We start from the raw sequence: 22,364 nt of genomic DNA on the forward strand, positions 1-22,364 counted from the left end.
GTGAGTGTTAATGTCGTGATGTTTTATTCGATATCAAAGGGCGTATAAAGTCTTCCGCCTGCTGAGAAACACACTCGAAAGTTTGTGTAACATCAATAATGAATGCGTTGTCTTTAGAAGGCAGCTCTAAGGCTGCAAACTGGCTTTCGAGCATAGCATCACCGTTAAAAAAATGCTCCCGTTGTTTTAATCGCGCACTAAGCACAGACTGTGACGCATGAAGGTAAATAAAGTGGCAGTGAGGCGCGATATCTTTGGTTAGCACGTCACGATAGGCTGAGCGCAGCGCTGAACAGCTTATAACCACGTTCCGGCCGGCGTGAATGTGTTGCTTGGCAATCATGTTTAACGTAATTAACCACTCCCATCTGTCTGCATCCTGCAGTGGTATACCTGAAGACATTTTTTCTACGTTTGCCTCGCTATGGTAACGATCTCCTTCTTCGAAAGGCATGTCAAAACGTTGGGCTAAATGCTGGCTCAATGTCGATTTTCCCGTCCCTGAAACTCCCGAAACGAAAAATACATGGCAATGGGTCATAAGCTTATCTCTCACATTAAAATTCAGGAGTACATCAAGAGCGAGTTATTTGGTCTCCATCTTACTCATAAATATTAGTTTGGAAACCGGTTGCGTTAAAGGGGTGATTATAATAGTGTTACCAGATAGCTATCTTGTATTAATAAATATTTAACATTGGCTGGGTTTTTCAACTTAGCTTGTAAAGGTAGCGGGTGATTTCCGTATTATGGCTTCGTCGACATGAAGACAATGTCACTAACAGGTACCAGAGAGCACGTATGACCGATACTTTTTCCCTTCTTTTTGTCGCCATTTGTAGCATTGTGCTTCTCACATATTTAGTTGTAGTTAGAAAAGTTCATGCTTTTATCGCTATCCTTGTGGCAGCAGCGTTTGTTGGCCTGGGTACGGGAATGCAAGCGGCCGACGTACTGGCTTCCATGCAGTCAGGCATGGGCAACACGCTGGGATTTGTAGCGACCATTGTTGGCCTTGGTGCTATGTTCGGGCAATTCTTAGAAGAATCCGGCGGCATTGATAGGCTTTCGCAAACTATCAACAATAAATTTGGTGATAAGAATAGTCAGTGGGCGGTTGTGTTAACGGGGTTTCTTGTTGCTATACCTGTCTTCTTTGAAGTGGGGCTTATCATATTAATGCCTCTTATTTATTCGTTAGCAAAGAAATCAGGAAAGTCGCTTATTTATTACGGAATCCCGCTCACAGCAGGACTCGCTGTCACTCACGCTTTTATTCCTCCAACACCAGGACCTGTAGCGGTAGCTTCAATTTTAGGAGCGGATATCGGCTTAGTCATTTTGTTCGGCTTTATCGTTGGTATTCCTTGCGCCTGTTTAGCCGGCCCAATTTACGCAACATTTTTAGCGAAACGCCTGCACGTACCTGTCCCAAACCATATCATTGAAGCTTCACATAAAAAGCCAAAGGAACTCCCCAGCTTTGGTTCAGTTGCGGCGCTACTGACATTTCCGCTAGTGGCTATTCTGGTGGGTACGTTGGCAAAGTTCACGCTTTCAGAAGGTGTCTTGAAGGAGGCGTTGCTATTTATTGGGCATCCCTTTATCGCCCTGACCATTGCAACCATTGCTTGTTTTAAAGTGCTAGGGAAAAAGCAAGGCTTATCAAGCGAACAAATTAGAAACATTGCATCAAGAGGGTTAGAGCCGGTTGCCTTAGTCATACTGGTGACAGGCGCGGGTGGCATGTTTAAACAAGTGCTCATCGATTCTGGGGCGGGGCAGGCTTTCGCTGATGTTGTCGCATTATCGCCGCTCCCACCATTGGCAGCCGGGTTTCTTATCGCAATTTCAGTCAGAATTATTCAGGGCTCGGCTACGGTGGCCATGTTAACGGCTGCAGGTTTAATGGGCCCTGTAGTGCAGGAACTGGCGTTTTCACCATCAGTACTCGCCCTGATGACAATTGCTATAGCGGCAGGTGCTACGGCCATGTCTCACGTGAACGATACGGGGTTTTGGATCGTAAACCGTTATTTTGATATTTCTGTGAAAGACACGTTTGTGTCTTGGACGTGTATGGCCACCCTAATAGGTTTTATTGGGCTTTTTCTCGTACTAATGCTTGGTTTATTTGTCTAATGTCCCAAGCGGCTCAGACCCACTTGAGTCGTTTTAGTGGAAACCGGTTTCAAGCTTTAGCGGCTCAAATGGCTTTAAGATTCACCATTTGAGGCATTATTACTAAACGTCTGTATATAAAGCTGCTCTACTTTATCTCGCGCCCATTGGGTTTTTCTAAGAAACTTAAGTGACGATTTAATCGAAGGATCGTTATTAAAGCAGTTCACTTTGATGCGGTAATACAATCCATCCCATCCGTAACGCTCGTGAAGTTGCGTGACGATTTTCTCTAGCGTTAAGCCATGTAAGGGATTATTAGGTTGCTGATTCATAAAGTGCCGCTGCTTGTTCTAAATTAAGACCCTATTCTAGCACGAACCCACTTGCTGCGTATCAATGCGCTAGGCTTTACTTTCAATTGTTTCACCCGTAGGTATTTGTTTTGTGTTCGGTATCAAAGGTTGGCTAGCGTCGTTCACTTTCGTCGATGGACTTCGCACTACTCTAGGCTTTCGTGGTGTTTTATAAAGCGGCCAAATAAGCTGTTCTTTCCAGTTGGCGTAAAACATACCCTCAATACCGTATTGTGCAGGGTACTGTCTGGTGATTTTAGCGGTTCCAAATAGTACATCCCAGAAGAACAACAGGTTTCCATAATTACCTTTATAGTTGGTCACGCCGTCATCGGCTTTTAATCCGTGATGCGCACTATGTGTTGAAGGCGTTGATATCGTGCGTTCAATTACCCAGGCCACAGGATGTAACCACCGAATATTGTAAAGTCTCTTATCCCATTTCCACTCTGCGTGGGCGCCAGTGATCACGGTAAGTTTAATCACCAAGTAAAAGGCATAGGTCCAACCCAATCCTAGGTAAATTAGTGCACCGGAAAACCATAGCGAAGGCATAAACAGGTAATAGAAAAAGTTATTTCTGTAAATAATGCGAACGCTCATGTACTTAGCGTTATGGTGGGCTCTATGTAAGTTGTAAAGAAATCGGGTGGAATGCGAAAGCCTATGCCACCAATATTGCATCATGTCATCGAAAATCAAAAGTAGCGCTATGTGCAAGAGAATAGGGGAATCTACAAGTATTCCCTGATATTGGGGAAATGCTAGTGCCATCATTGTTGCAGAACAAAATAGAACCAGTGGCTGAGTTACAATAAATAAGAGTAACGTACCTATCAGCTCTACTTTTCCATCATCGCTTACTTCTGTCGCTTTTTTAAATAGCTTACCATTCTTCGCTTCCAGCAAAGCAAACATGATAAAAACCGCTAAAATTGCCCATTGATAACCCATTGTAATGACTCCCACCAAGAGATTGTTGAGAGTGAATTTACATTGCGTTAACATGCAAGAATATATACTTGTATAGATTTGAATGTCATGTCTTACATTCACGGCAAGCAGCAAACCATTATGCCTGACGACTACGTCGCGCTTTGTTTGCCTTTTGGAACGCTAAGAACCTATGCGGCTACCTCGACAATTCACGATAGGGGAAGTAAAAACAAAGGGCTGTCTGTTGTGGTATCAGGAGAAGTAAAGATTGGTAATTATGGCCTGGACGGCAGTTATCAAATTACTACTGTATTGCAACGAGGAGATACGTTTGGCGAGTTCACATTGTATGCATCACTTGCAAGAACGCATCACGCTGAAGCGCTAACGGAATGTAAGGTATTACAAATACCTGAACCTGCTTTTCGTTCTCTGACAAGCCAACATCCAGCGATTGCTGAATTCATCACCCGGTCACTGGCAATAAAGCTTCACTCGGCGCTGGAAAGGTTGGATGATATTCGACGCTTACCCACTCACGTCCAGTTAGCTAAGCTAATTTATCAATCGTATCTTACCTCTAAGCACGTCTTTATACCGTTAAGGCAAAGCGATTATGCTGAAAGGTTGGGCGTTACCGTACTTACCGCACATAAATCATTAACGAAGCTGTATGATTTAAAGTTGATTGAAAAGCGCTACGGGGGCGTGGCAATTACCCAGGTCGAGCGACTGGAAGGTTTTTTGAAAGAAAGTTCGTCACTATTACCATTGTAAGAGTGGTTAATGTCCTCCACATGCGAGAGCGCCAAAAGACCCTCCCTCAAATTTATTCCACGCCCATGGCAACTCATGCATCAAGTATTACGCTGGCTTTAGCCCGCCTAAAATAATGTGCTGAATGTTGCTTAGCGTGCTCTCGAAGAAAGCGGGATCGCTTAAATCTTTACCGGTTACGGCTTTGATCTGCACGCTGAAATCGGCGTAATGCTGAGTAATGGCCCAAATGCTGAATATCAAGTGTATAGGGTCAACAGGCTTTAGCTTACCCGCTTCAATCCATTCGATAATGACGGCGCTTTTCGCGTCCAGCAGTGTTTTGAGCGGCGTTTCTAATTCCTTTATTAAAAGAGGGGCACCTTGTACCACTTCCATACAAAAAAGCTTAGATTCAGCTGGATTGTCCCTCGACATTTCAAGTTTTACTTTAATGTAGTCGCTCAGGGTTTCTATAGGGTCTTGTTCTGCTGAAAAGCTCTGAAGGGGCGTTAACCACACATCTAAAAGGTGGGTAATAACCGATAAGTACAAACCCTCTTTACTTTTAAAGTAATACAGTAAATTACTTTTTGAGACATTCGCTAGTTCCGATACTTGCTCTACAGTGGTGCCACTCACGCCGTTCTTTGAGAACAAGGAAAGGGCAGCATCCATAATGCGAGTACGCTTTTCTAATAACGCTTTTTCTCTTCGCTTTTGCGTGGTCGGGCTAAATGCTCTCGCTGATTTCGTAATTGTTTGACCTTCAGATTTACTCACTACTTGTCTCTTCTTTACCGGAATTTCCGTGATCAGGCGCTTAGTTTACGTGGAGTTCTCGTCGCTATAAACCCATTTGCACAAATATGCACCAATTAAGTTCAATTGCACTGGACTTGGTGTTCCAAATTGAACCAATAAGTCCAATTTGGGTTGTAGAATTTTGTAAGTGACTGAATTTTATGGGTTAAATAAATTGGCCTGCTTTATGCTGTTCACTAAGTATACCGCCACTTCAATGTTTTGAATTCGGCAACCTTAAAAAAAGCGGGATAAACCGCTTAAAACGCATACAAGCAGAGGTACAACATGGATATAGGTGTATTTATTCCGATTGGGAACAACGGCTGGCTAATTTCGAAAAATTCGCCTCAGTTCAAACCTTCCTTCGATCTCAACAAAGAGATTGTAATGAAGGCTGAAAAGTACGATATGGATTTTGCGCTCTCTATGATCAAACTGCGAGGGTTTGGCGGTGAAACCGAATTTTGGGACTACAACTTAGAGTCGTTTACGTTAATGGCAGGCCTTGCTGCTGTTACCTCAAAAATTCAACTATATGCCACGGCTGCCACACTAGTCTTGCCGCCTGCAATCATGGCGCGCATGGCCAGTACCATCGACTCTATCTCTAACGGACGTTTTGGCGTAAACCTAGTCACTGGCTGGCAACGCCCTGAATACTCGCAAATGGGTATGTGGCCGGGCGATGAATTTTTCGGTAACCGCTATGAGTATTTGGATGAATACATTCAGGTAGTCAAAGAATTATGGGAAACCGGAAAAAGCGATTTTAAAGGCGAGCATTTCCAAATGGATGATTGCCGAATGTTGCCCAAGCCACAGCGAAAAATTCCACTTATCTGTGCCGGTCAAAGCGCAGCAGGCATGGATTTCTCTGCCCGTCATGCCGACTATAATTTCTGCTTTGGTAAAGGCGTAAATACACCTACCGCTTTTGCACCAACCGCAGCGCGCTTAACTGAAGCGGCTGAAAAACACGGTCGCAGCGTAGGTTCAGCGGTACTTATCATGGTTATTGCCGATGAGACGGATGAAGCCGCCATGGCGAAATGGGAAAGCTATAAAGACGGCAAAGATCAGTCAGCGTTGGACTGGATGGCAACGCAAGGAGCTGCTGATAAGAAATCGGGTAAAGACACGAATATCCGCGATATGACCAACCCAACCTCAGCAGTAAACCTGAACATGGGGACGCTGGTGGGTTCCTATGAGTCGGTGGCCTCTATGCTTGATGAAATAGCCACAGTGCCGGGCTGTGAAGGTGTATTGCTGACCTTCGATGACTTCCTTAAAGGCATGGATGATTTCGGCACTAAAATTCAGCCGCTAATGAAATCCCGTCAGCATTTGCTTAGCACATCGGGAGCCGCCTAATGTCAGCAGGTGAAATATTTGAGGTCTCAGGGTGCTTTCAAGCGCGCCAGACGGGGCAGCCCGTACTGCCAGCTAAGCCTGAACCGTTGACGTTAAACCCTGCGGAAACTGCCGTTATTGTGGTGGATTTGCAAAACGCTTATGCCAGTAAAAACGGCTACTTAGACAAAGCGGGTTTTGATGTGTCCACTACGGCGCCAGTCATTCAAAATACCATTAAAGTGCTTGAAACAGCGCGGGCTGCAGGCATGCCTGTGGTGTTCTTACAAAATGGATGGGATGCCGACTACAAGGAGGCCGGCGGCCCCGGTTCGCCGAACTGGTATAAGTCTAATGCCCTTAAAACCATGCGCAAACAACCAGAGCTTAAGGGAAGTTTGCTGGCCAAGGGTACTTGGGATTACGCGCTTGTAGATGCGCTAAAGCCTCAAGATGGCGACATCATTATTCCTAAAACCCGTTACAGCGGTTTTTACAATACTAATTTAGACAGCATGCTGCGCGCACGCGGTATTCGCAACTTAGTGTTTACAGGCATTGCAACCAATGTCTGTGTGGAATCTACGCTGCGCGATGGCTTCCACCTGGAATATTTTGGTGTGGTGCTGGCCGATGCGGCATATCAAGCTGGCCCGCCAGACATTCACGAGGCCTCACTTTTCAACATTCAGACGTTTTTCGGGTGGGTGTCTACCACCGCGCAGTTCTGTGAAGTATTTGAAGGGACGAGTTAGGTGCTTTCTTCTTAGCATCTACTAGCCACGCAGACAAAAACAACACGATAAATCAGTTAGCAAGAATTGAAGTAAACCATTTATAGGCGCTAGGCAGCAACGCATAGAAAGCGCAACGAAAAGGATAAGAACATGCCAAAGAAAGCCATTATTCCAGCAGGTACATCAACACCTATAGCTCCTTTTGTTCCAGGCTCTATGGCTGACAATATTCTGTATGTGTCAGGTACCTTACCGTTTGACGAAAACAACGACGTAGTCCATGTGGGTGACGCCGAAGCACAAACGCGCCACGTTCTAGAAACCATTAAAAGTGTCATCGAAGAAGCGGGCGGCACTATGGATGACGTCACCTTCAACTCAATTTTTATTACCGATTGGGATGACTACGCCGCGGTAAACAAAGTATACGCCGAGTACTTTCCAGGTGAAAAGCCAGCGCGCTACTGCATTAAGGTTGGGCTGGTAAAGCCTGAAGCCTTAATTGAAATTGCGTCTGTAGCACACATTGGGTAGGCGATTATGTTTGGACTTCCCGCGAACTGCGCCCACTGGTTTTATATAGGTGAGCTTTATGCATTCTGAAGTGCAGGCAAGCTACGCCCACATTAGCGGCGAAATGAACGGCGAAATGCGTAACAAGTTACATTACGAAATACACGGTCTGACGTCGCCCGACGCACCTACGATTGTGTTTAGTTCAGGGCTGGGCGGGGCCGCTAAATTTTGGCAGCCGCAACTGGGTGACTTTGCCCAAGACTACAGAGTGATCACTTACGATCACTATGGCACCAACAAAAGTGTGGGTGACTTGCCAGCGAATTACAGCATTTCAAATATGGCGGATGAACTCGCTGCACTTCTTAGAAAACTTGAAGTGCAAGCGTGCCATTTCGTCGGTCACGCGCTGGGTGGTTTGGTGGGGCTTGAGCTTGCTTTGTCTAAACCTAAGCTTTTACAAAATTTAGTGCTGGTAAATGCGTGGAGCAGTCCAAATCCGCACACATTGCGCTGCTTTAATATACGCAAAGCGTTATTGGCGGCAGGCAGAAAGGACATGTATTTGCAACTTCAGGCGCTGCTGCTGTTTCCGCCTGATTGGATAGCCGCGAATGCCGCCCACTTGGCAGAGGAAGAGGCGCACTTACTCAACCATTTCCCTAACGAGGAAAACTTGCTCGCCCGCATTGGTGCCCTTAGTACGTTCAATATTGATAATAGTTTGTACGCCATCACCACACCAACGTTAGCGCTAGCCAACAAAGACGACACCTTGGTGCCGTGGCAGCGTTCACAGATGTTGGCTGAAGCTATGCCCAACGCCGAATTGTCGGTCATGGAATACGGCGGGCATGCATCAAGCATTACAAACACAATTGCGTTTAATGAACTGCTGCGCAGCTATTTAGGGCAAGTGGCCTAACGTGAACATGACACTGCATCAGGCTTTGGGGTGTTTTCAGCTAAAGAGGCGAAAACTTTCTAAGCAAGCTGCAAGTACAGCGTCAACGCGAAAGCAGCTAGAAATGGGCTAAGCGCAAAAACCGAGAACATAGTGCAGTGTTTAAAAGATTTGATAAAACTGGAATGAATTTAAAATGACTGATACACAAAATACAGAGTTTAAAACAACTAGCCCGCTTGACGAGGTTGGACTAGCCCAACTCTTTACCGATGCGCATACCCATACCAAATGGCACGACAAACCTATTTCAGAAGCCGTGTTGAAACAGCTGTACGACTTAGTAAAAGTAGGCTCGACATCGGCGAATTGTAGCCCAGCGCGATTTGTTTTCATTACCTCAGATGAAGGGAGAGAAAAGCTCAAACCTTGCCTTTCAAGCGGTAATGTTGAGCAAACCATGACCGCACCCTGTACGGTTATAGTGGCCTACGACGAAGAGTTCTACGAAGAGCTTCCTACCTTATTCCCTTATGCAGATGCGAAAAGCTGGTTTACTTCAAGCCCAGAAGCGGCCTATGAGACCGCCATGCGCAATAGCTCTATGCAAGGGGCTTACTTAATAAGCGCCGTTCGCGCCCTAGGCCTTGACGCTGGCGCCATGTCTGGTTTCAACCCCACATTACTTAACGAAACTTTCTTTTCAGATAGCACGTGGAAGGTAAATTTTTTACTGAACATTGGCTACGGCGATAAAGAAAAAGTACATAAACGCTTACCTCGCTTAAGTTTCGAGCAAGCTTGCCACATCGTGTAACGCCAATTTAAAGGATATTTGTATGACTATTACAGCAATAAAAAACGCAGTAACAGAAGTGCTACCCGCGGTAACTCCCGAAGCTTATCGAGAAGGTATGTCGAGTTTAGCGGCAGCGGTAAACGTCGTTACAACCACTGGCCCAGAAGGGCATGCAGGCTTTACGGCGACCGCCGTATGTAGCGTAAGCGATAACCCTGCAACGCTGCTGGTTTGTTTAAATCGCGGTGCGTCTGTACATCAGGTTTTTAAAAACAGCAGGCATTTGGTTATCAACACCCTTACTTCACAGCATCAGTTAATTTCAAACACATTTGGTGGCAAAGCGCCCATGAACGAACGCTTTGAAATTGGTGATTGGGTTGAATCGACGACCGGCTGCCCAAGACTTGCCGATGCTGCAGTCAGCTTCGATTGCATTATTACAGACGTTAAAAGTGTGGCCACTCACGACGTTATTTTTTGCCAGGTGGTGGATATCAAGCAAGACCCAGAAGCCGACGCGCTTTTATATTATCAGCGCGGCTATCACAGCGCATGTAAAGACGCATAACTAAAGGATTAGACAAATAATGAAAGTAGTAGGCCACTTTATTAACGGTGAAACCTGTACCCCAAAGGGGCGCATGCAAGATGTTTATAACCCTGCAACGGGGGAAGCAGAGAAGCTGGTTTTACTGGCGTCAAAAGCGACGGTAAACGATGCTATCGTCAGCGCGCAACATGCGTTTGTTGAGTGGCGCAATACGCCAGTGAGTAAGCGCGCTCGCGTTATGTTCAAATTTAAAAGCTTACTTGAAGAGCATGCCGATGAAATTATTGCGTTAATTGGTGCGGAGCACGGCAAGATAAGCCACGACGCGGCAGGCGAATTACAGCGCGGTATCGAAAATGTTGAGTTTGCCTGTGGTGCACCCCAGTTGTTAAAGGGCGAGCACAGTAAAAATGTTGGGCCAAGCATAGACTCTTGGAGCGAGTTTCAGCCTCTTGGCGTGGTGGCGGGAATTACACCGTTTAACTTTCCGGCCATGGTGCCCCTTTGGATGTTTCCGCTTGCCATTGTATGCGGCAACACCTTTGTTTTAAAACCCTCTGAGCGCGATCCAAGCTGCGCTATTTTCCTAGCCAAGCTACTCAAAGAAGCAGGGCTACCCGACGGCGTTTTTAACGTCATTAACGGCGACAAAGAAGCGGTTGATCAAATACTTGATGACGAGCGCATTAAAGCGGTGAGTTTTGTGGGTTCAACGCCCATCGCCGAATACATCTATTCGAAAGCCAATGCTAATGGCAAGCGCTGCCAAGCATTAGGTGGCGCTAAAAACCACGCTATTGTGATGCCCGATGCCGACATCGACAACGCAGTAAATCAGCTTTTAGGTGCTGCTTTTGGCTCGTCAGGCGAGCGCTGCATGGCGTTATCAGTCGTGGTTGCCGTAGGTGACAAAGTGGCAGATGAAATTGTAGATAAAATGCAATCAGCCATGGAAAGCTTAAAAGTAGGGGCTTTTGACGATGCGACTAACGATTTCGGCCCGCTTATTACACTTCAGCACAAAGAGAAAGTAGAAGGCTACATCACCAGTGCGGCTGAGCAAGGGGCTGATGTAGTCGTTGATGGCAGAAACCCTAGCGTAAAAGGCTACGAGACGGGGTTCTTCTTAGGTGCAACACTTATCGACAAGGTTACGCCTGAAATGGCCAGCTACAAAGCTGAGATTTTTGGCCCTGTACTACAAGTTATGCGCGTTAAAAGCATGGAACAAGCTATGCAGCTCATTGACAGCCATGAATACGGCAATGGTACGTGTATTTTCACCCGAGATGGCGAGGCTGCCCGCTACTTCTCAGACAATATCCAAGTGGGCATGGTAGGCATAAACGTACCGCTGCCAGTGCCTGTGTCTTATCACAGCTTTGGTGGTTGGAAGCGCTCACTCTTTGGTGACCTTCACGCATACGGCCCGGATGGCGTACGCTTTTACACCAAACGCAAAACCATTACTCAACGTTGGCCTTCAAGCGGCATTCGAGAAGGAGTGAGCTTTTCATTTCCAAGTTAATGTCATGGCGTATTGACCTTGATTAACCATAAATGACCATAAGAACTTTGCCTTTGCGAAATAACGAAGCAGCCTTTATGGCGCAAAGTTGCTCGCAGCAGGTAAAAGAACAGAGATTTAGGCTCAGCCATGAGCTATCAATAATAACAATTTAAAACCGCAAGCCTTTGGCAGTTCCTCTCCAGTCCTGCCTTAGGTTTGCACCCCAGTGGCAATCGATATGCAGTTCACGTCGACCGTTACTCTTATAAAAATATCGGGACAACACCGCCGCAAGGCTTGTTAAAAAGAACTATAAACGAGAGTAAAACATGCATACGTTAAACACACACAAGCGTCTGCTGGCGTTAACCGTAGCTATGGCGTTAAGTACGCCAGCGGCCTTTGCTGCAGAGAATGTTTGGGAAAGTATTGAAGTTACCGCGCAAAAGCGCAACGAGAATATAAGCGATGTAGGGATCGCTATTACTGCGTTTTCTGGTGAACAATTAGAGGCACTTGGCCTTGAAAGCAGTACTGAGCTTATCGCGTTTACCCCTGGCGTATCGTTGGCCGGTGATATCGGTGGTCAGCGTGCTATTTTCAATATTCGAGGCGTGGTGCAAAACGATTACGCTGACTTGGCGGAAGCGCCGGTGGCGGTATACGTTGACGGTGGCTATTTAGCCAGTACCCAAGCACAAACCTTTGGTTTATTCGATGTGGCTCGCATCGAAATTCTTAAAGGCCCACAGGGAACATTATTCGGAAGAAATGCTACAGGCGGACTGGTTAATACGATCACCGCCAAGCCCACTGCAGATACAGAAGGCTACGCGGAATTTACTGCCGCACGTTTCGAGCAATACCGCTTCGAAGGGGCGATATCAGGCGAACTAGCAGACGGCATTTATGGTCGCTTTTCTGGGTTTACCAATCAACAAGGTGAGATACTAGAGAATATTTATGAAGACGGTGCTGCACCCGATACCCGTTTAGGCTCTGTGGGAGGCGGGGAAGATGGGTACAACGATGATACTAAAGCGTTTCGTGCTCAGCTGCTGTTCGATATTGGTGAGCAAGGCTCGTTACTGCTAAGCGGAAACTGGTCAGATACAACCAAAAGTGAAGGCCCTTATCAGGTGGTGAACACCACCGAGATAAAAGATGCCGACGGCAATGTGATTGACGTTATTTATGCTGCTGACGACCCGCTTGGCTGCGACACTATTCAGGCAGGCGTGTGCGTAGACGGCAACTTCAATGGCGATCCTTTCCGTCCCGTTCAAGGCGGCGACTTCAACGGTAACTTCGACCCTGATGGATCGGGCAATAAAGTAAATAAAGACTTTGCCTTTGACGATCAAAACAAAATCAAATCGAAAGGCCTCGCGGCAACATTAGACTATGCATTTGAAAGCTTCGATTTCTTCGCCATGTCTGATTACAAAGAGTTTAAACGTACCGTTGGCCTCGACTCCGACCAAACCGCGTCACCCGAACTTATTTTTCAATCTAACAGCACCATAGAGCAGTTTAGCCAAGAATTTCGATTCTCAGGTGAATCCGCAGACTTAAAGTGGGTTGGGGGGGGTTATTACCTTTCTATCGATACGGACTATAGCCAAGGCTTGGCGGGTTCACCCACCACCTTTTTCTTAGGCGGTGAAGAAAATAACACCCTAGTGTCTCTTGAAACCGAGTCTTATTCTGTATTTGGGCAAATAGACTATAGCCTGAGTGACGATCTTGTTCTGGTTGGTGGGTTGCGTTACACCCGTGAAGACAAAGACTTTGTAGGTAATGTGTATCAGAACGAGAATACTAACGACCGCGTTATCGAAATTGATACCACTACGACCTCTTTAGAAACTTTGGTCGATTCTAACGATCAAAACCTGTGGTCGGCCAAGCTACAGCTGGAATACAGTGTGGGTAATAGTTTGTACTATGCAGGCATCAATCGGGGCGTAAAAGCGGGGAGTTTCAATGCCCCGCTTCAAGGAGGTTTCAGCTTGTACGAACCTGAAGAACTTACTGCGTATGAAGCGGGTTTAAAGCACAGTTTTATGCAGGGAAGCGGCGTTTTTAATGCCAATGTTTTTTATTATGACTACAGCGATTACCAGTCGTTTTCGTGGGTGAATAATGCGGGGGTGGTGTCAAACGAAGAAGCCTCATTTAGCGGCGTTGAATTAGAAGTGTTCTTAACCCCGACAGATAGCTTAGATGTTATGGTTAACTTTTCATATACCGATGCAGTGGTTGAAGACTTAGAAGTGGCTTCTGGGTACTTTGCTGATACAACGCCGCCATTCACCCCAGAGTATCAAGCGTCTGCCATGCTTCGCTATAACTGGGACGCCTTCGACGGCAATATGGCAGCCCAACTGTCAGCCAATTATCAGTCGGAAACCTTTCACAATGCGCGGAATTTTACCGCTCATGAAATTGATAGCTATGCCACGGCTGATACTCGTTTAACCTGGGTAGACGCTGAGGATAAATGGCTAATAGCGGCTTATGTAGATAACCTGTTTGACTCAGACCACGAACTTATTGGCTTTGACGTAACTGGTTTTTATGGAACCAGCCAGATTTCCTATGCGAAGCCTAGGACGTATGGCGTAACGGTAAGACGTAATTTCTAATTAGGCGTAGTTGCGCTTTGTTTAACAATATAAAGCGTATCACCTACTTCTAAAAAGAAACGTGCGTAGCTAACCTAAATACCGACGTAGCAAAACGGTATTTCGGTTTTGCGTTAACATAGCGCGCGAAGCGGCAGTATTTTTGCTTTTCTTTTTTGATAGGGGCTGTTGACCTTTGTTGTACACCAAAGATCAGCAGGCCCCAATAAAGGTTAGCAGCGAGCCTCTAATCTAATCGTTACGCCGTTGAGAGCGCTGACGCATTTTTTAACCTACCGCTTTGCCGAGCATGACGCTGTGTAAAAAGAAGCAACAAGTAATAGCAAACCCAATAAGGAAATAGATCGTGGATAACACCAACAATCAGACCATGACAAAACCTTCCCATTACGATGGCGATTTATGGAATGAAGATTTAGCGCCAACCAACGCGGAAACCAGAACCTGGGTGTGGAAAGACTATGCGGCATTATGGGTTGCGATGGTGGTTTGTGTACCTACTTACCTCTTATCTGCGGGCCTGGTATCAGAAGGCATGAATTGGTATCAAGCGGTTATCACCGTACTGTTGGGCAACATCATCGTGCTTGTACCTATGATGTTAATTGGTCATGCAGGTGCAAAATACGGCTTACCTTTTCCCGTATTATTACGTAGCGCATTTGGCACCAAAGGCGCGAAAATTCCTGCTTTGGCCCGTGGGCTTGTTGCATGTGGCTGGTTTGGAATTAACACATGGGTAGGCGGCAGTGCCATTTACGTTATTTTAAATAGCGTGAGCGGCGACGCATTTGTGGGACAGGCACTACCATTTTTAGGTATCGATATCACACAAACTCTGTGCTTCTTCGCTTTCTGGGCGATGCATTTGGTTTTTATAAAACACGGCACCGAATCTATTCGTTGGCTTGAAACTTTTGCTGCACCATTTTTGATCTTAATGGGCTTAGCGCTTCTTGGTTGGGCATACGTTAATGCTGGTGGGTTTGGCGAAATGTTGTCAACGCCGTCTCAGTTTGTTGAAGGTGGAGCCAAAGAAGGGCAGTTTTGGACAGCCTTCTTCGCGGGCTTAACCTCCATGGTGGGCTTCTGGGCAACCATGGCGTTGAACATTCCCGATTTCACGCGTTTTGCAAAATCACAAAAAGACCAAATGTTGGGCCAAGCTATTGGCTTGCCATTACCCATGGCGCTGTTTGCCTTTATCGGTGTAGCGGTAACGTCAGCAACGGTCACCATTTATGGTGAGGCCATATGGGACCCTGTGGCACTTGCCGGTCGAATGGGCGGCATGGGTGTAGTGCTGGCACTTGCTGCATTAGCACTTGCGACGTTAACCACAAATCTAGCCGCTAACATGGTAGCCCCAGCTTATGGCTTTTCGAACATGGCGCCTTCGAAAATAAGCTTCAAAATGGGCGGCTATATAACCGCTGGTATCGGCGTCGCTATCTTCCCTTGGAAGCTTCTTGAAACCGCGGGTGGCTACTTATTTACGTGGCTTACGGGATATTCTGCGCTACTTGGCCCTATCGCGGGTATTCTAATTGCCGACTATTTTATCTTAAGAAAATCGACCTTAAACATAGATGCGCTATTTCAACACAGTGGCGAATATGGCGCGAACAATGGCTGGAACATGGCGGGTGTGACTGCGCTTATTATTGGTATTTTGCCTAATATTCCTGGCTTTATGCACGCGGCAGGGTTTGTAGAAAGCGTGCCTGCTATTTTCGATACGCTTTACGCCTACGCATGGTTTGTAGGGTTAATCATCGCCAGCATGGTTTATCTGCTGCTCTCCAACAGAGCACCCGTCACCATGCAGGCAAAAAGCGCCACCCAATAATGGGGTCAGAGTACATTTCTGAGTAGTAAACTAACGGGGTCGGAGTAATTTTCTGTGTAGTAGACTAATGGGGTCGGAGTACTTTTCTACGAAATGTACTCTGCCCCCCCAAATATACTTCGACAGGGTTATTTTCGCTTCATATTTTCAAAAAGCGAGGGTTCCCAAGGCCGCATCGCCATTAAAAGGCCAATGTGCTGGCGTTCTTCAATTGGTAGGGCATTATCTTCGCTGCTGAGTTTTGCTGCTTCTTGTCGCAGTTGTTCAAGACGGCGCTGAATAATCGAAACCGAGGTCTGAGAATAGCGGCCGCGTAAATAGAAACGGAACATCCATGGCTCGTTCTTCTTTGGAGCCATAAACTTCACCATTACTTCCTGCTCCATAAATTTTTCTAGCGGACCACCAGGGATCCAGCGAAAGTTTTGCGCAATGAGCAGCTTGTAGCGGTTATTCGGTAACAGCTCTATAAGCTTAAGTTTGTCTAAGGTTGTCATTAGCTTAATGCCCTCGACCTCAGAAATATTGTAGTGCTTGATGATTTCCGAGAATCGCCAGCCATCACGCACACATACGGCTGCAAGCAGTAGCTTGGGATTGGCAAGTAGCTCCATTTCTTGCTTCTCAGACAGCTGTGATATTTTTTCCTGCTGCTTTTGCGACAGGCTAAAAAGGTCGCTCAATGACAAATTTAGGCATTCACAAATCTGTTCCAGTTTATCGAGGCTGAAAGCCTGTAAAGAGAAATTTCGTTTTACGCTGGCCTCGCTTACGTTCAGTTTCTGTGCGATCTGTTTGTAGGTAAATCGCTGCTCTCGTAAACATTGTTTAAGCGTGTCGTAAACAAGGTTAATTTGGCTCATGGTATTAAATATTTATACTTGTGGTGTAATGTAATACTACATCAGCGATTGTGGTTTACGAAATTTATTCTTGGTTCTAGTGTAGAACATGTTCAGGCACATCTCGCCTTTACATACTAGGAGCAAGTGATATGAAAAATTCGCGTTCAACATTGATGTTAACTGCACTATTAGGTAGTGCGCTTCTTACCCATTCTGTAATGGCAGATGACTCTATCGACCACAGTGGCAAAGCCAGTAAACATAGCGCGCTTGCTGCATCTGAAGGCTTAGCAACGACGGCGTCAGTAGCGAGTGCCGTAGTCGCTGTTCCGGTGATACTAACCGGCAGTGCTGTAGTGGCAGGTAGCGCAGTTGCTGAAAGTGTGATTGACGAGAGTAGCCGCAGTATTCACGGAGCTAGTCATCATTCCTCCGTTGATAATAACCAGCCGTTAGTGATTACCGAAACAATCATTACTGCAGACCCTGCGCCAAACAAAGTCGTTGCGACCACTAACACAACAACGACTACGACAACTACTACCACAACTAAACGCTAACGGTTAATTAATTGCTCGAACTTTGAAGCGCGATTGGACGCTATAAAAGTGGCTATAGTTTGGTAAAACACTGCTAAAGCGAAGCGTTGTGCATCTAGCGCTTCATAATAAATAGCGAGCGCTTTAGGTGGCTCTTATCAGTGCAAGTCGAGAGAATTTAAGCAGGGAAGAGTATGAAAACATTTTTGTATTCAATAGCTGTGGCTTTGGTACTACTTACTGCCAACGCTAATCACGCTTTGGCAGGTAGTCAGCAGCACGGAAAACCTTCGTTTTCACCAGAAGCCATTGCCATTTTTTCTAAAGAAGTAGAAAAGTATGCGGCAAGCCAAGGAGCTCGTGCCTTCATTATTGCAAGGCGAGGCAGACCGATTGAAGACATGCCGGAGGGCATTCGCTTTACGCACACAGCTATTGCTATCTACTCAAGCATTCAGCTAGATAATGGAGAGACAGCCAAAGGCTATGCAATCCATAATTTGTATCAGGATGCTGATGAACAAGACGTGAGTCATCTAGTTACCGATTATCCTGTAGATTTTTTCTGGAGTGCTTATGCGCTCGAGGCAGGCCTGGTTATCCCCTCGGTTGCCGTGCAGCAAGCGCTTATAAGTATGTACAGCGAAGATAGAGCCAAATTGTTGCATAACCCACGCTATTCAGTCGTTGCCAACCCATTCAACAGTGAACGACAGAACTGTACCGAGTACACATTAGATGTGCTGAATGCTGCGGTGTACTCCACCACAGATATAGCCCAATTAAAAGCTAATGCAAAAGCATATTTTACGCCGCAAAAGGTCAACATGAGCCGCGCCAAACTTGGCTTGGCGAGTATATTCAGCGACGGCGTGACGCTGTCCGATCACGGTCGTAAGGTGGAAACAACTACATTTGGAAGCCTTGCTCGTTACATGCAGAAATACGATTTATCGAAAAAGGCAGTTATTTTTGCGATCAACGGTGAGACAACTATTATCGAGGAATTTAACAATGCAGACTCAGAATAAACCAACGAAAGCATTTCGAATAGCATCACTGGCAGCCCTAATTGTGGGTGTAGGCGCTTATTTTATCGGCCTTTACAATGCCCCAATGGCGCTTAATGAAAAAGGTTATTACTTCACTATTATGTTATTTGGCTTGTTTTCTGTAGTGAGCTTACAAAAAACGGTACGCGATAAAATGGAAGGTGTGCCAACTACCAAAGCGTATTTCCTTGCATCAGCTGTAGCTACTGCATCAGCCATCGTATTGTTAGTGGTTGGCTTATTAAATGCTGAGCTTTTATTAAGTGAAAAAGGCTTCTTCGGCATGGCCTTCACTCTAAGCCTCTTTGCCGCTATTACGGTGCAGAAGAACGTACGCGATAGCCAAACTACCGACGAGTCACGCAACACAAAAAGCGATACTCAAAGCAGCGCTACTGAGCACGAAGACTCTCCCAAAGTGAAAGCCGCTTAAAAAATGGGGTCAGAGTACATTAAATTAATGGGGTCGGAATACATTTCTAAGTAATGTACTCTGACCCCATTAGTTTTACGATTTACGCTTTTGGTTTCAGCGCATTTTCAGTATGGTAGGTGTAACGCTGGTTCGGCATTCAGCCAGCTTGTTTAACGCATCAGGGATGAATTATGCGCAAACCCGTTAAATACCGAATAGCTTTTCTAATAGTTGCTGCTGCTTGCTTTTATGTGGGCACATTATTTTTACCTGAAACCCTTCCTGACATAACCTTCTCCTTTGAAAGTATTTGGGCTAATACACAGTGGCGTAATACCTTGCTGGTCACGTTGGCATATTTTGTCTTTTTGCCTGTACTTTACTATTTCTGGATCATTCGAATTGGCAAACAGGCGCTGTGGAAATTATTGTTAGTTCTTTCTTTAAGTAGTTTGGTCGGACGCTATAACTATCCAGAGCAGTTAGCCTATTACTTTGAATTCATTACCTATCTTAAATATCCGATTATTGCCGTATTGATGGTGATAGAAATTCTCCTTCTGGTAACGATAGTTAAAGCGTTGTGGGGGGCTCGAAAGCTCTCTGGCGATCCGCGAATTCACATGCTGGAACAATATGAAGGCGATAACATTTATGAAAAAGGGTCGAAAGAAGCAAAGAAGTTAGAGTTGGCACTTATGTTTGCTCATGAGCCCGCCAGTTGGTACTACGCCATACCTCGTTTTAGTAAAAACCATGTTCCCGCCATAGCCAATCTGCATTTATGGTCCGCACAGTGGTGGCATGTGTCACTGGTTTGTGTAGCGCTTGTAGTTGCGACGTATGCAAGTTATCTCGCCATAGCACTTTGGAGTGAAACGGTTGCCATTGTGGTGGCAACCTTGGTTTTTTACCTCATAGTGATGTTTATTGCTAACTACAGAGTCAGCAAGCATTACTCTGTTTACCTTATAAAAGATAAGCTTATGGTGAATAATTCGTGGTGGGGAATGACTGTTATTCCACTTTCCAATATTAAACAAGTAGAAACAGGCAGTTGGACGGCTGCTTCAACAAAAGAACAGTTCCATTTCGGTAGAGGCAACGCAAACGTTAAGCTTACCTTTGTGTCAGAACAAAAGTATTACTCGGGTTTAGCGACTTTTATTGAGCCGATGGACACACTTTATCTCAGTGTCGACGACCCGTCAGCATTGCGTGGGATTTGTCAGCCCCAACAACACGCCGAATAAATGGGGTCAGAGTACATTACTAAAAAAGTACTCTGACCCCATGATCTCAAAATGCTAGTCGGTTTCGGCTTGCCATTCAGCTAATTGCTTAGCGATTTGTGCTGAGACTCGTTCGTCAACTATTGCGGCGCGCCGATTCATTTCGTGGTGCCATTGGCTGTTTTGTTTAATATGTGAAGGTACTGGCGCATGACGGTTCAAAGGACCCGGGTAATAGTATGCGTCAGCAACGTCTGAAAGCTTTTGATTCGTGCCGTCTGCAAATCGTGCTGAAATGCTGGATAAAGGGGAGTTCAATTCACTCTTTTCGTTAAGCAAAACAAGCGTAGGAGTAGAAATATCGGGTATTGTCGATGTGGAAAAGTGGGTCCATACTGTCGCAATATTTAGGTCCTTAAGTTTAAAAATAAAGGGCACAAACTCATTGAGCGCTTCTCCCCGCTTTAACGATACAGGCTGCTTTAATGTATGCATTGCGCCAAACAGAAGAATCGCTTTATCGTTTTGTTCAGCTATCTGCTTCACAGTTTTTTCATAGTTAACAATGCGTGTTTTGGTGAGAGACTGCCATTGCTCTTTGCTCAATCCTTCCCATTTAAACTCTGGTTCAGCTAGAGCTATGCGCACTTTATGGTTTGACGATGCATTGAGTAACCTTAGTTTCTGCACAAAATGTCGGTAATGCTTATATTGCCACGCCATGAAATAAATACTGTCCTGCCACAAAGGCTCTAACTCTTGCAGTGAAACCTTTGTATTGGGGTTAAGCAGATAATCATCCAACTCGGGCTGGTAATGGCTATTACCGAACTCAGTCACAATAACGTCGACACTCTCAAAGATATCACGATCAGACAGAGCGTTGATTAAGAGCTCTGTCGGTGCTGCGGAGCCGTGTATATCACCAATTGCCACGATTTGATGTTCGCTTAATAAATGCTTAAAGGTTTGATTTACCTTGTTGTTCCCAGAATTAGCGATATGAGTTGAAGGCGAAACCTCGTTAGCAAAAGAAGTGTAAGGTAATAACACCGAACACATAACAATGACGAAAAGCGAATAAATCGAGAAAGAGTGGTAGCGCATCATATATATGAAAGAATAGTTTGTTTGTAATTGATTATCATTATTATTTATTGTAAATGAAAGGGGAGGTAAACATAAAACGGACGTTTTTACGTAATTAAATTAAAATAAAGTGGTATGAAGGTCATTGGCTTTAAAAAGGTGAATGAGTTGTAAAGTCTGCCGCTTCTCCTTTATTACGGACCAATGTCGAATTGATTCGGCTCGAGTGCTTGCGTATTCTCGACATACTTAATGAAATAACTGCTATAGGTGACAAACGTTGTGTGTGAACTTTTAGGCATGAGTGCGAACACTCCTACTGACCTATGTTTTAGTTTTACCGGGCTGACTCGCCGCGGTGGTGAAACAGGGCCGCATAAAGACGGCTGGGGCGTTGCTTTTTATGAAGGGAAGGGTGTGCGTATGTTTCACGATCCCGAGCCTTGCGCCACATCACCCATCGCAGACTTTGTTTCGAAGTTGCCCATAAAAAGCAAGAATGCGATTTGCCATATTCGTCAGGCTAATGTGGGTAACATTAACTTAGCTAACACGCACCCCTTTACTCGCGAACTGTGGGGGCGATACTGGGTGTTTGCGCACAACGGACAACTCCCTAATTTCTCGCGCCGTACGGGTGTTTACGAAGCAGTTGGGGATACCGATAGCGAAGAGCTTTTCTGCGATATTATGAATAACGTTAGGCAAAACCTCCCTCGAGACGCTATGCCTGAGCAGTTAGCTGAAACGTTAGTTTCACTTGCAAAGGAGTACGCTCAGCAAGGTGTATTCAATTGCTTGCTGAGCAATGGCGACTGGTTATTTACGTTCTGTAGTACAAAGTTAGCTAGCATTACCCGCAGAGCACCTTTTGGCCCCGCTTGTTTGAGTGATGTAGAGGTGGAAATTGATTTTGCAGCTGAAACCACGCCAAAAGATGTAGTGAGCATTATTGCTACTGAACCGCTAACAAACGATGAACAGTGGGATATCTACGAACGGGGTGAGTGGAAGCTATGGCAGGAAGGCGAAGTCATAGCCTCGGGTAAAGTGGATGTCCCTGAACACAAAAAAGAAGCCGAAATGGTTGCACCAGATCCATCGCTTCACGACTAATCACGAACTATGGGGTCAGAGTAACTTAAATGGCCCCGCTCTCAAAAAGCTCGGCGCTGAGTTAGTAACCCAGCGTAATAATGTACTCTGACCCCATAACTCGAACTATGGGGTCGGAGTAACTTTAATTGCTCCACTCTCAAAAAGCTCGGTGCTGAGTTAGTAACCCAGCGTAATAATGTACTCTGACCCTAATATTCAGGTTAGCTAGCTCGATAATGTACTCTGACC

Annotated in this window: 22 protein-coding genes; 16 read left to right on the forward strand and 6 right to left on the reverse strand. The window is 45.6% G+C overall.

Annotation, left to right across the window (positions count from 1 at the left end):
* Positions 1-7: 7 nt before the first annotated feature.
* Positions 8-541 carry a gluconokinase gene (locus tag ACFI6J_RS11625; protein WP_462557509.1) on the reverse strand — a complete coding sequence of 178 codons (534 nt, stop codon included), beginning with the start codon at positions 539-541 and terminating at the stop codon, positions 8-10.
* Positions 542-801: 260 nt separating this feature from the next.
* Here ACFI6J_RS11625 and ACFI6J_RS11630 point away from each other — a divergent pair, with 260 nt between their 5' ends.
* A complete protein-coding gene (locus tag ACFI6J_RS11630) occupies positions 802-2,142 on the forward strand; it encodes a GntP family permease (RefSeq protein ID WP_014980360.1) in 1,341 nt (446 codons plus the stop codon).
* 74 nt (positions 2,143-2,216) lie between these two features.
* On the opposite strand, the gene ACFI6J_RS11635 is transcribed toward ACFI6J_RS11630, so the two are convergent.
* On the reverse strand, positions 2,217-2,456 hold the full coding sequence (locus ACFI6J_RS11635; protein WP_014950784.1) for a VF530 family protein: 240 nt from the start codon (positions 2,454-2,456) through the stop codon (positions 2,217-2,219).
* Between the two features lie 69 nt (positions 2,457-2,525).
* Positions 2,526-3,431 (reverse strand): sterol desaturase family protein, encoded by a 906-nt coding sequence (locus ACFI6J_RS11640; RefSeq protein ID WP_423084039.1) that lies wholly within the window; start codon positions 3,429-3,431, stop codon positions 2,526-2,528.
* 87 nt (positions 3,432-3,518) lie between these two features.
* Here ACFI6J_RS11640 and ACFI6J_RS11645 point away from each other — a divergent pair, with 87 nt between their 5' ends.
* Positions 3,519-4,190: a Crp/Fnr family transcriptional regulator gene (locus tag ACFI6J_RS11645; protein ID WP_278345799.1), complete on the forward strand. Its 672-nt coding sequence runs from the start codon at positions 3,519-3,521 to the stop codon at positions 4,188-4,190.
* Positions 4,191-4,277: 87 nt separating this feature from the next.
* Here ACFI6J_RS11645 and rutR read toward each other — a convergent pair whose 3' ends face one another.
* A complete protein-coding gene (gene rutR / locus ACFI6J_RS11650; protein ID WP_014950781.1) occupies positions 4,278-4,952 on the reverse strand; it encodes an HTH-type transcriptional regulator RutR in 675 nt (224 codons plus the stop codon).
* A gap of 309 nt (positions 4,953-5,261) precedes the next feature.
* Here rutR and rutA point away from each other — a divergent pair, with 309 nt between their 5' ends.
* From rutA to ACFI6J_RS11695, 9 genes are all read left to right on the forward strand, one after another.
* Positions 5,262-6,350: a pyrimidine utilization protein A gene (gene rutA, locus ACFI6J_RS11655; RefSeq protein WP_014950780.1), complete on the forward strand. Its 1,089-nt coding sequence runs from the start codon at positions 5,262-5,264 to the stop codon at positions 6,348-6,350.
* Positions 6,350-7,084 carry a pyrimidine utilization protein B gene (gene rutB, locus ACFI6J_RS11660; RefSeq protein WP_014977454.1) on the forward strand — a complete coding sequence of 245 codons (735 nt, stop codon included), beginning with the start codon at positions 6,350-6,352 and terminating at the stop codon, positions 7,082-7,084. Before rutA ends, rutB begins: the two co-directional genes overlap by 1 nt.
* A gap of 132 nt (positions 7,085-7,216) precedes the next feature.
* Positions 7,217-7,600, forward strand: a complete 384-nt coding sequence (rutC, locus tag ACFI6J_RS11665) for a pyrimidine utilization protein C (RefSeq protein ID WP_014950778.1) — start codon at positions 7,217-7,219, stop codon at positions 7,598-7,600.
* Positions 7,601-7,658: 58 nt separating this feature from the next.
* Complete coding sequence (gene rutD / locus ACFI6J_RS11670; protein WP_462557503.1) at positions 7,659-8,507, forward strand: pyrimidine utilization protein D; 849 nt, start codon at positions 7,659-7,661, stop codon at positions 8,505-8,507.
* Between the two features lie 175 nt (positions 8,508-8,682).
* Positions 8,683-9,303, forward strand: coding sequence for a malonic semialdehyde reductase (locus ACFI6J_RS11675; protein WP_075177922.1), 621 nt, complete (start codon positions 8,683-8,685; stop codon positions 9,301-9,303).
* Positions 9,304-9,325: 22 nt separating this feature from the next.
* The gene (locus tag ACFI6J_RS11680; RefSeq protein WP_374961580.1) at positions 9,326-9,856 is read left to right on the forward strand and encodes a flavin reductase; all 531 of its coding nucleotides are present in this window, start codon (positions 9,326-9,328) and stop codon (positions 9,854-9,856) included.
* A gap of 19 nt (positions 9,857-9,875) precedes the next feature.
* Positions 9,876-11,366: a CoA-acylating methylmalonate-semialdehyde dehydrogenase gene (locus ACFI6J_RS11685; protein WP_462557500.1), complete on the forward strand. Its 1,491-nt coding sequence runs from the start codon at positions 9,876-9,878 to the stop codon at positions 11,364-11,366.
* A gap of 311 nt (positions 11,367-11,677) precedes the next feature.
* A complete protein-coding gene (locus tag ACFI6J_RS11690; RefSeq protein ID WP_462557498.1) occupies positions 11,678-13,996 on the forward strand; it encodes a TonB-dependent receptor in 2,319 nt (772 codons plus the stop codon).
* Between the two features lie 346 nt (positions 13,997-14,342).
* On the forward strand, positions 14,343-15,845 hold the full coding sequence (locus ACFI6J_RS11695; RefSeq protein ID WP_462557496.1) for an NCS1 family nucleobase:cation symporter-1: 1,503 nt from the start codon (positions 14,343-14,345) through the stop codon (positions 15,843-15,845).
* A 128-nt stretch (positions 15,846-15,973) separates the two neighbouring features.
* Here ACFI6J_RS11695 and ACFI6J_RS11700 read toward each other — a convergent pair whose 3' ends face one another.
* Positions 15,974-16,708 carry a helix-turn-helix domain-containing protein gene (locus tag ACFI6J_RS11700; RefSeq protein ID WP_039228657.1) on the reverse strand — a complete coding sequence of 245 codons (735 nt, stop codon included), beginning with the start codon at positions 16,706-16,708 and terminating at the stop codon, positions 15,974-15,976.
* A gap of 131 nt (positions 16,709-16,839) precedes the next feature.
* On the opposite strand from ACFI6J_RS11700, the gene ACFI6J_RS11705 reads away from it, so the two are divergent.
* The 4 genes from ACFI6J_RS11705 (at position 16,840) to ACFI6J_RS11720 (ending at position 19,949) form a co-directional block, all read left to right on the forward strand.
* Entirely contained in the window at positions 16,840-17,250 is a 411-nt protein-coding gene (locus ACFI6J_RS11705) for a hypothetical protein (protein WP_039228659.1), read from the forward strand.
* A gap of 173 nt (positions 17,251-17,423) precedes the next feature.
* Positions 17,424-18,260 carry a DUF2145 domain-containing protein gene (locus ACFI6J_RS11710; protein WP_462557493.1) on the forward strand — a complete coding sequence of 279 codons (837 nt, stop codon included), beginning with the start codon at positions 17,424-17,426 and terminating at the stop codon, positions 18,258-18,260.
* Positions 18,244-18,714, forward strand: a complete 471-nt coding sequence (gene yiaA, locus ACFI6J_RS11715; RefSeq protein WP_014977447.1) for an inner membrane protein YiaA — start codon at positions 18,244-18,246, stop codon at positions 18,712-18,714. Before ACFI6J_RS11710 ends, yiaA begins: the two co-directional genes overlap by 17 nt.
* A gap of 173 nt (positions 18,715-18,887) precedes the next feature.
* On the forward strand, positions 18,888-19,949 hold the full coding sequence (locus tag ACFI6J_RS11720; RefSeq protein WP_156086949.1) for a hypothetical protein: 1,062 nt from the start codon (positions 18,888-18,890) through the stop codon (positions 19,947-19,949).
* Between the two features lie 54 nt (positions 19,950-20,003).
* Here ACFI6J_RS11720 and ACFI6J_RS11725 read toward each other — a convergent pair whose 3' ends face one another.
* Positions 20,004-20,864 (reverse strand): hypothetical protein, encoded by an 861-nt coding sequence (locus ACFI6J_RS11725; protein WP_231506574.1) that lies wholly within the window; start codon positions 20,862-20,864, stop codon positions 20,004-20,006.
* A gap of 435 nt (positions 20,865-21,299) precedes the next feature.
* Here ACFI6J_RS11725 and ACFI6J_RS11730 point away from each other — a divergent pair, with 435 nt between their 5' ends.
* Positions 21,300-22,133 carry a class II glutamine amidotransferase gene (locus ACFI6J_RS11730; protein WP_069944984.1) on the forward strand — a complete coding sequence of 278 codons (834 nt, stop codon included), beginning with the start codon at positions 21,300-21,302 and terminating at the stop codon, positions 22,131-22,133.
* The last annotated feature ends 231 nt before the right edge of the window (positions 22,134-22,364 follow it).

The organism is Alteromonas sp. G4i13 (assembly GCF_054960505.1).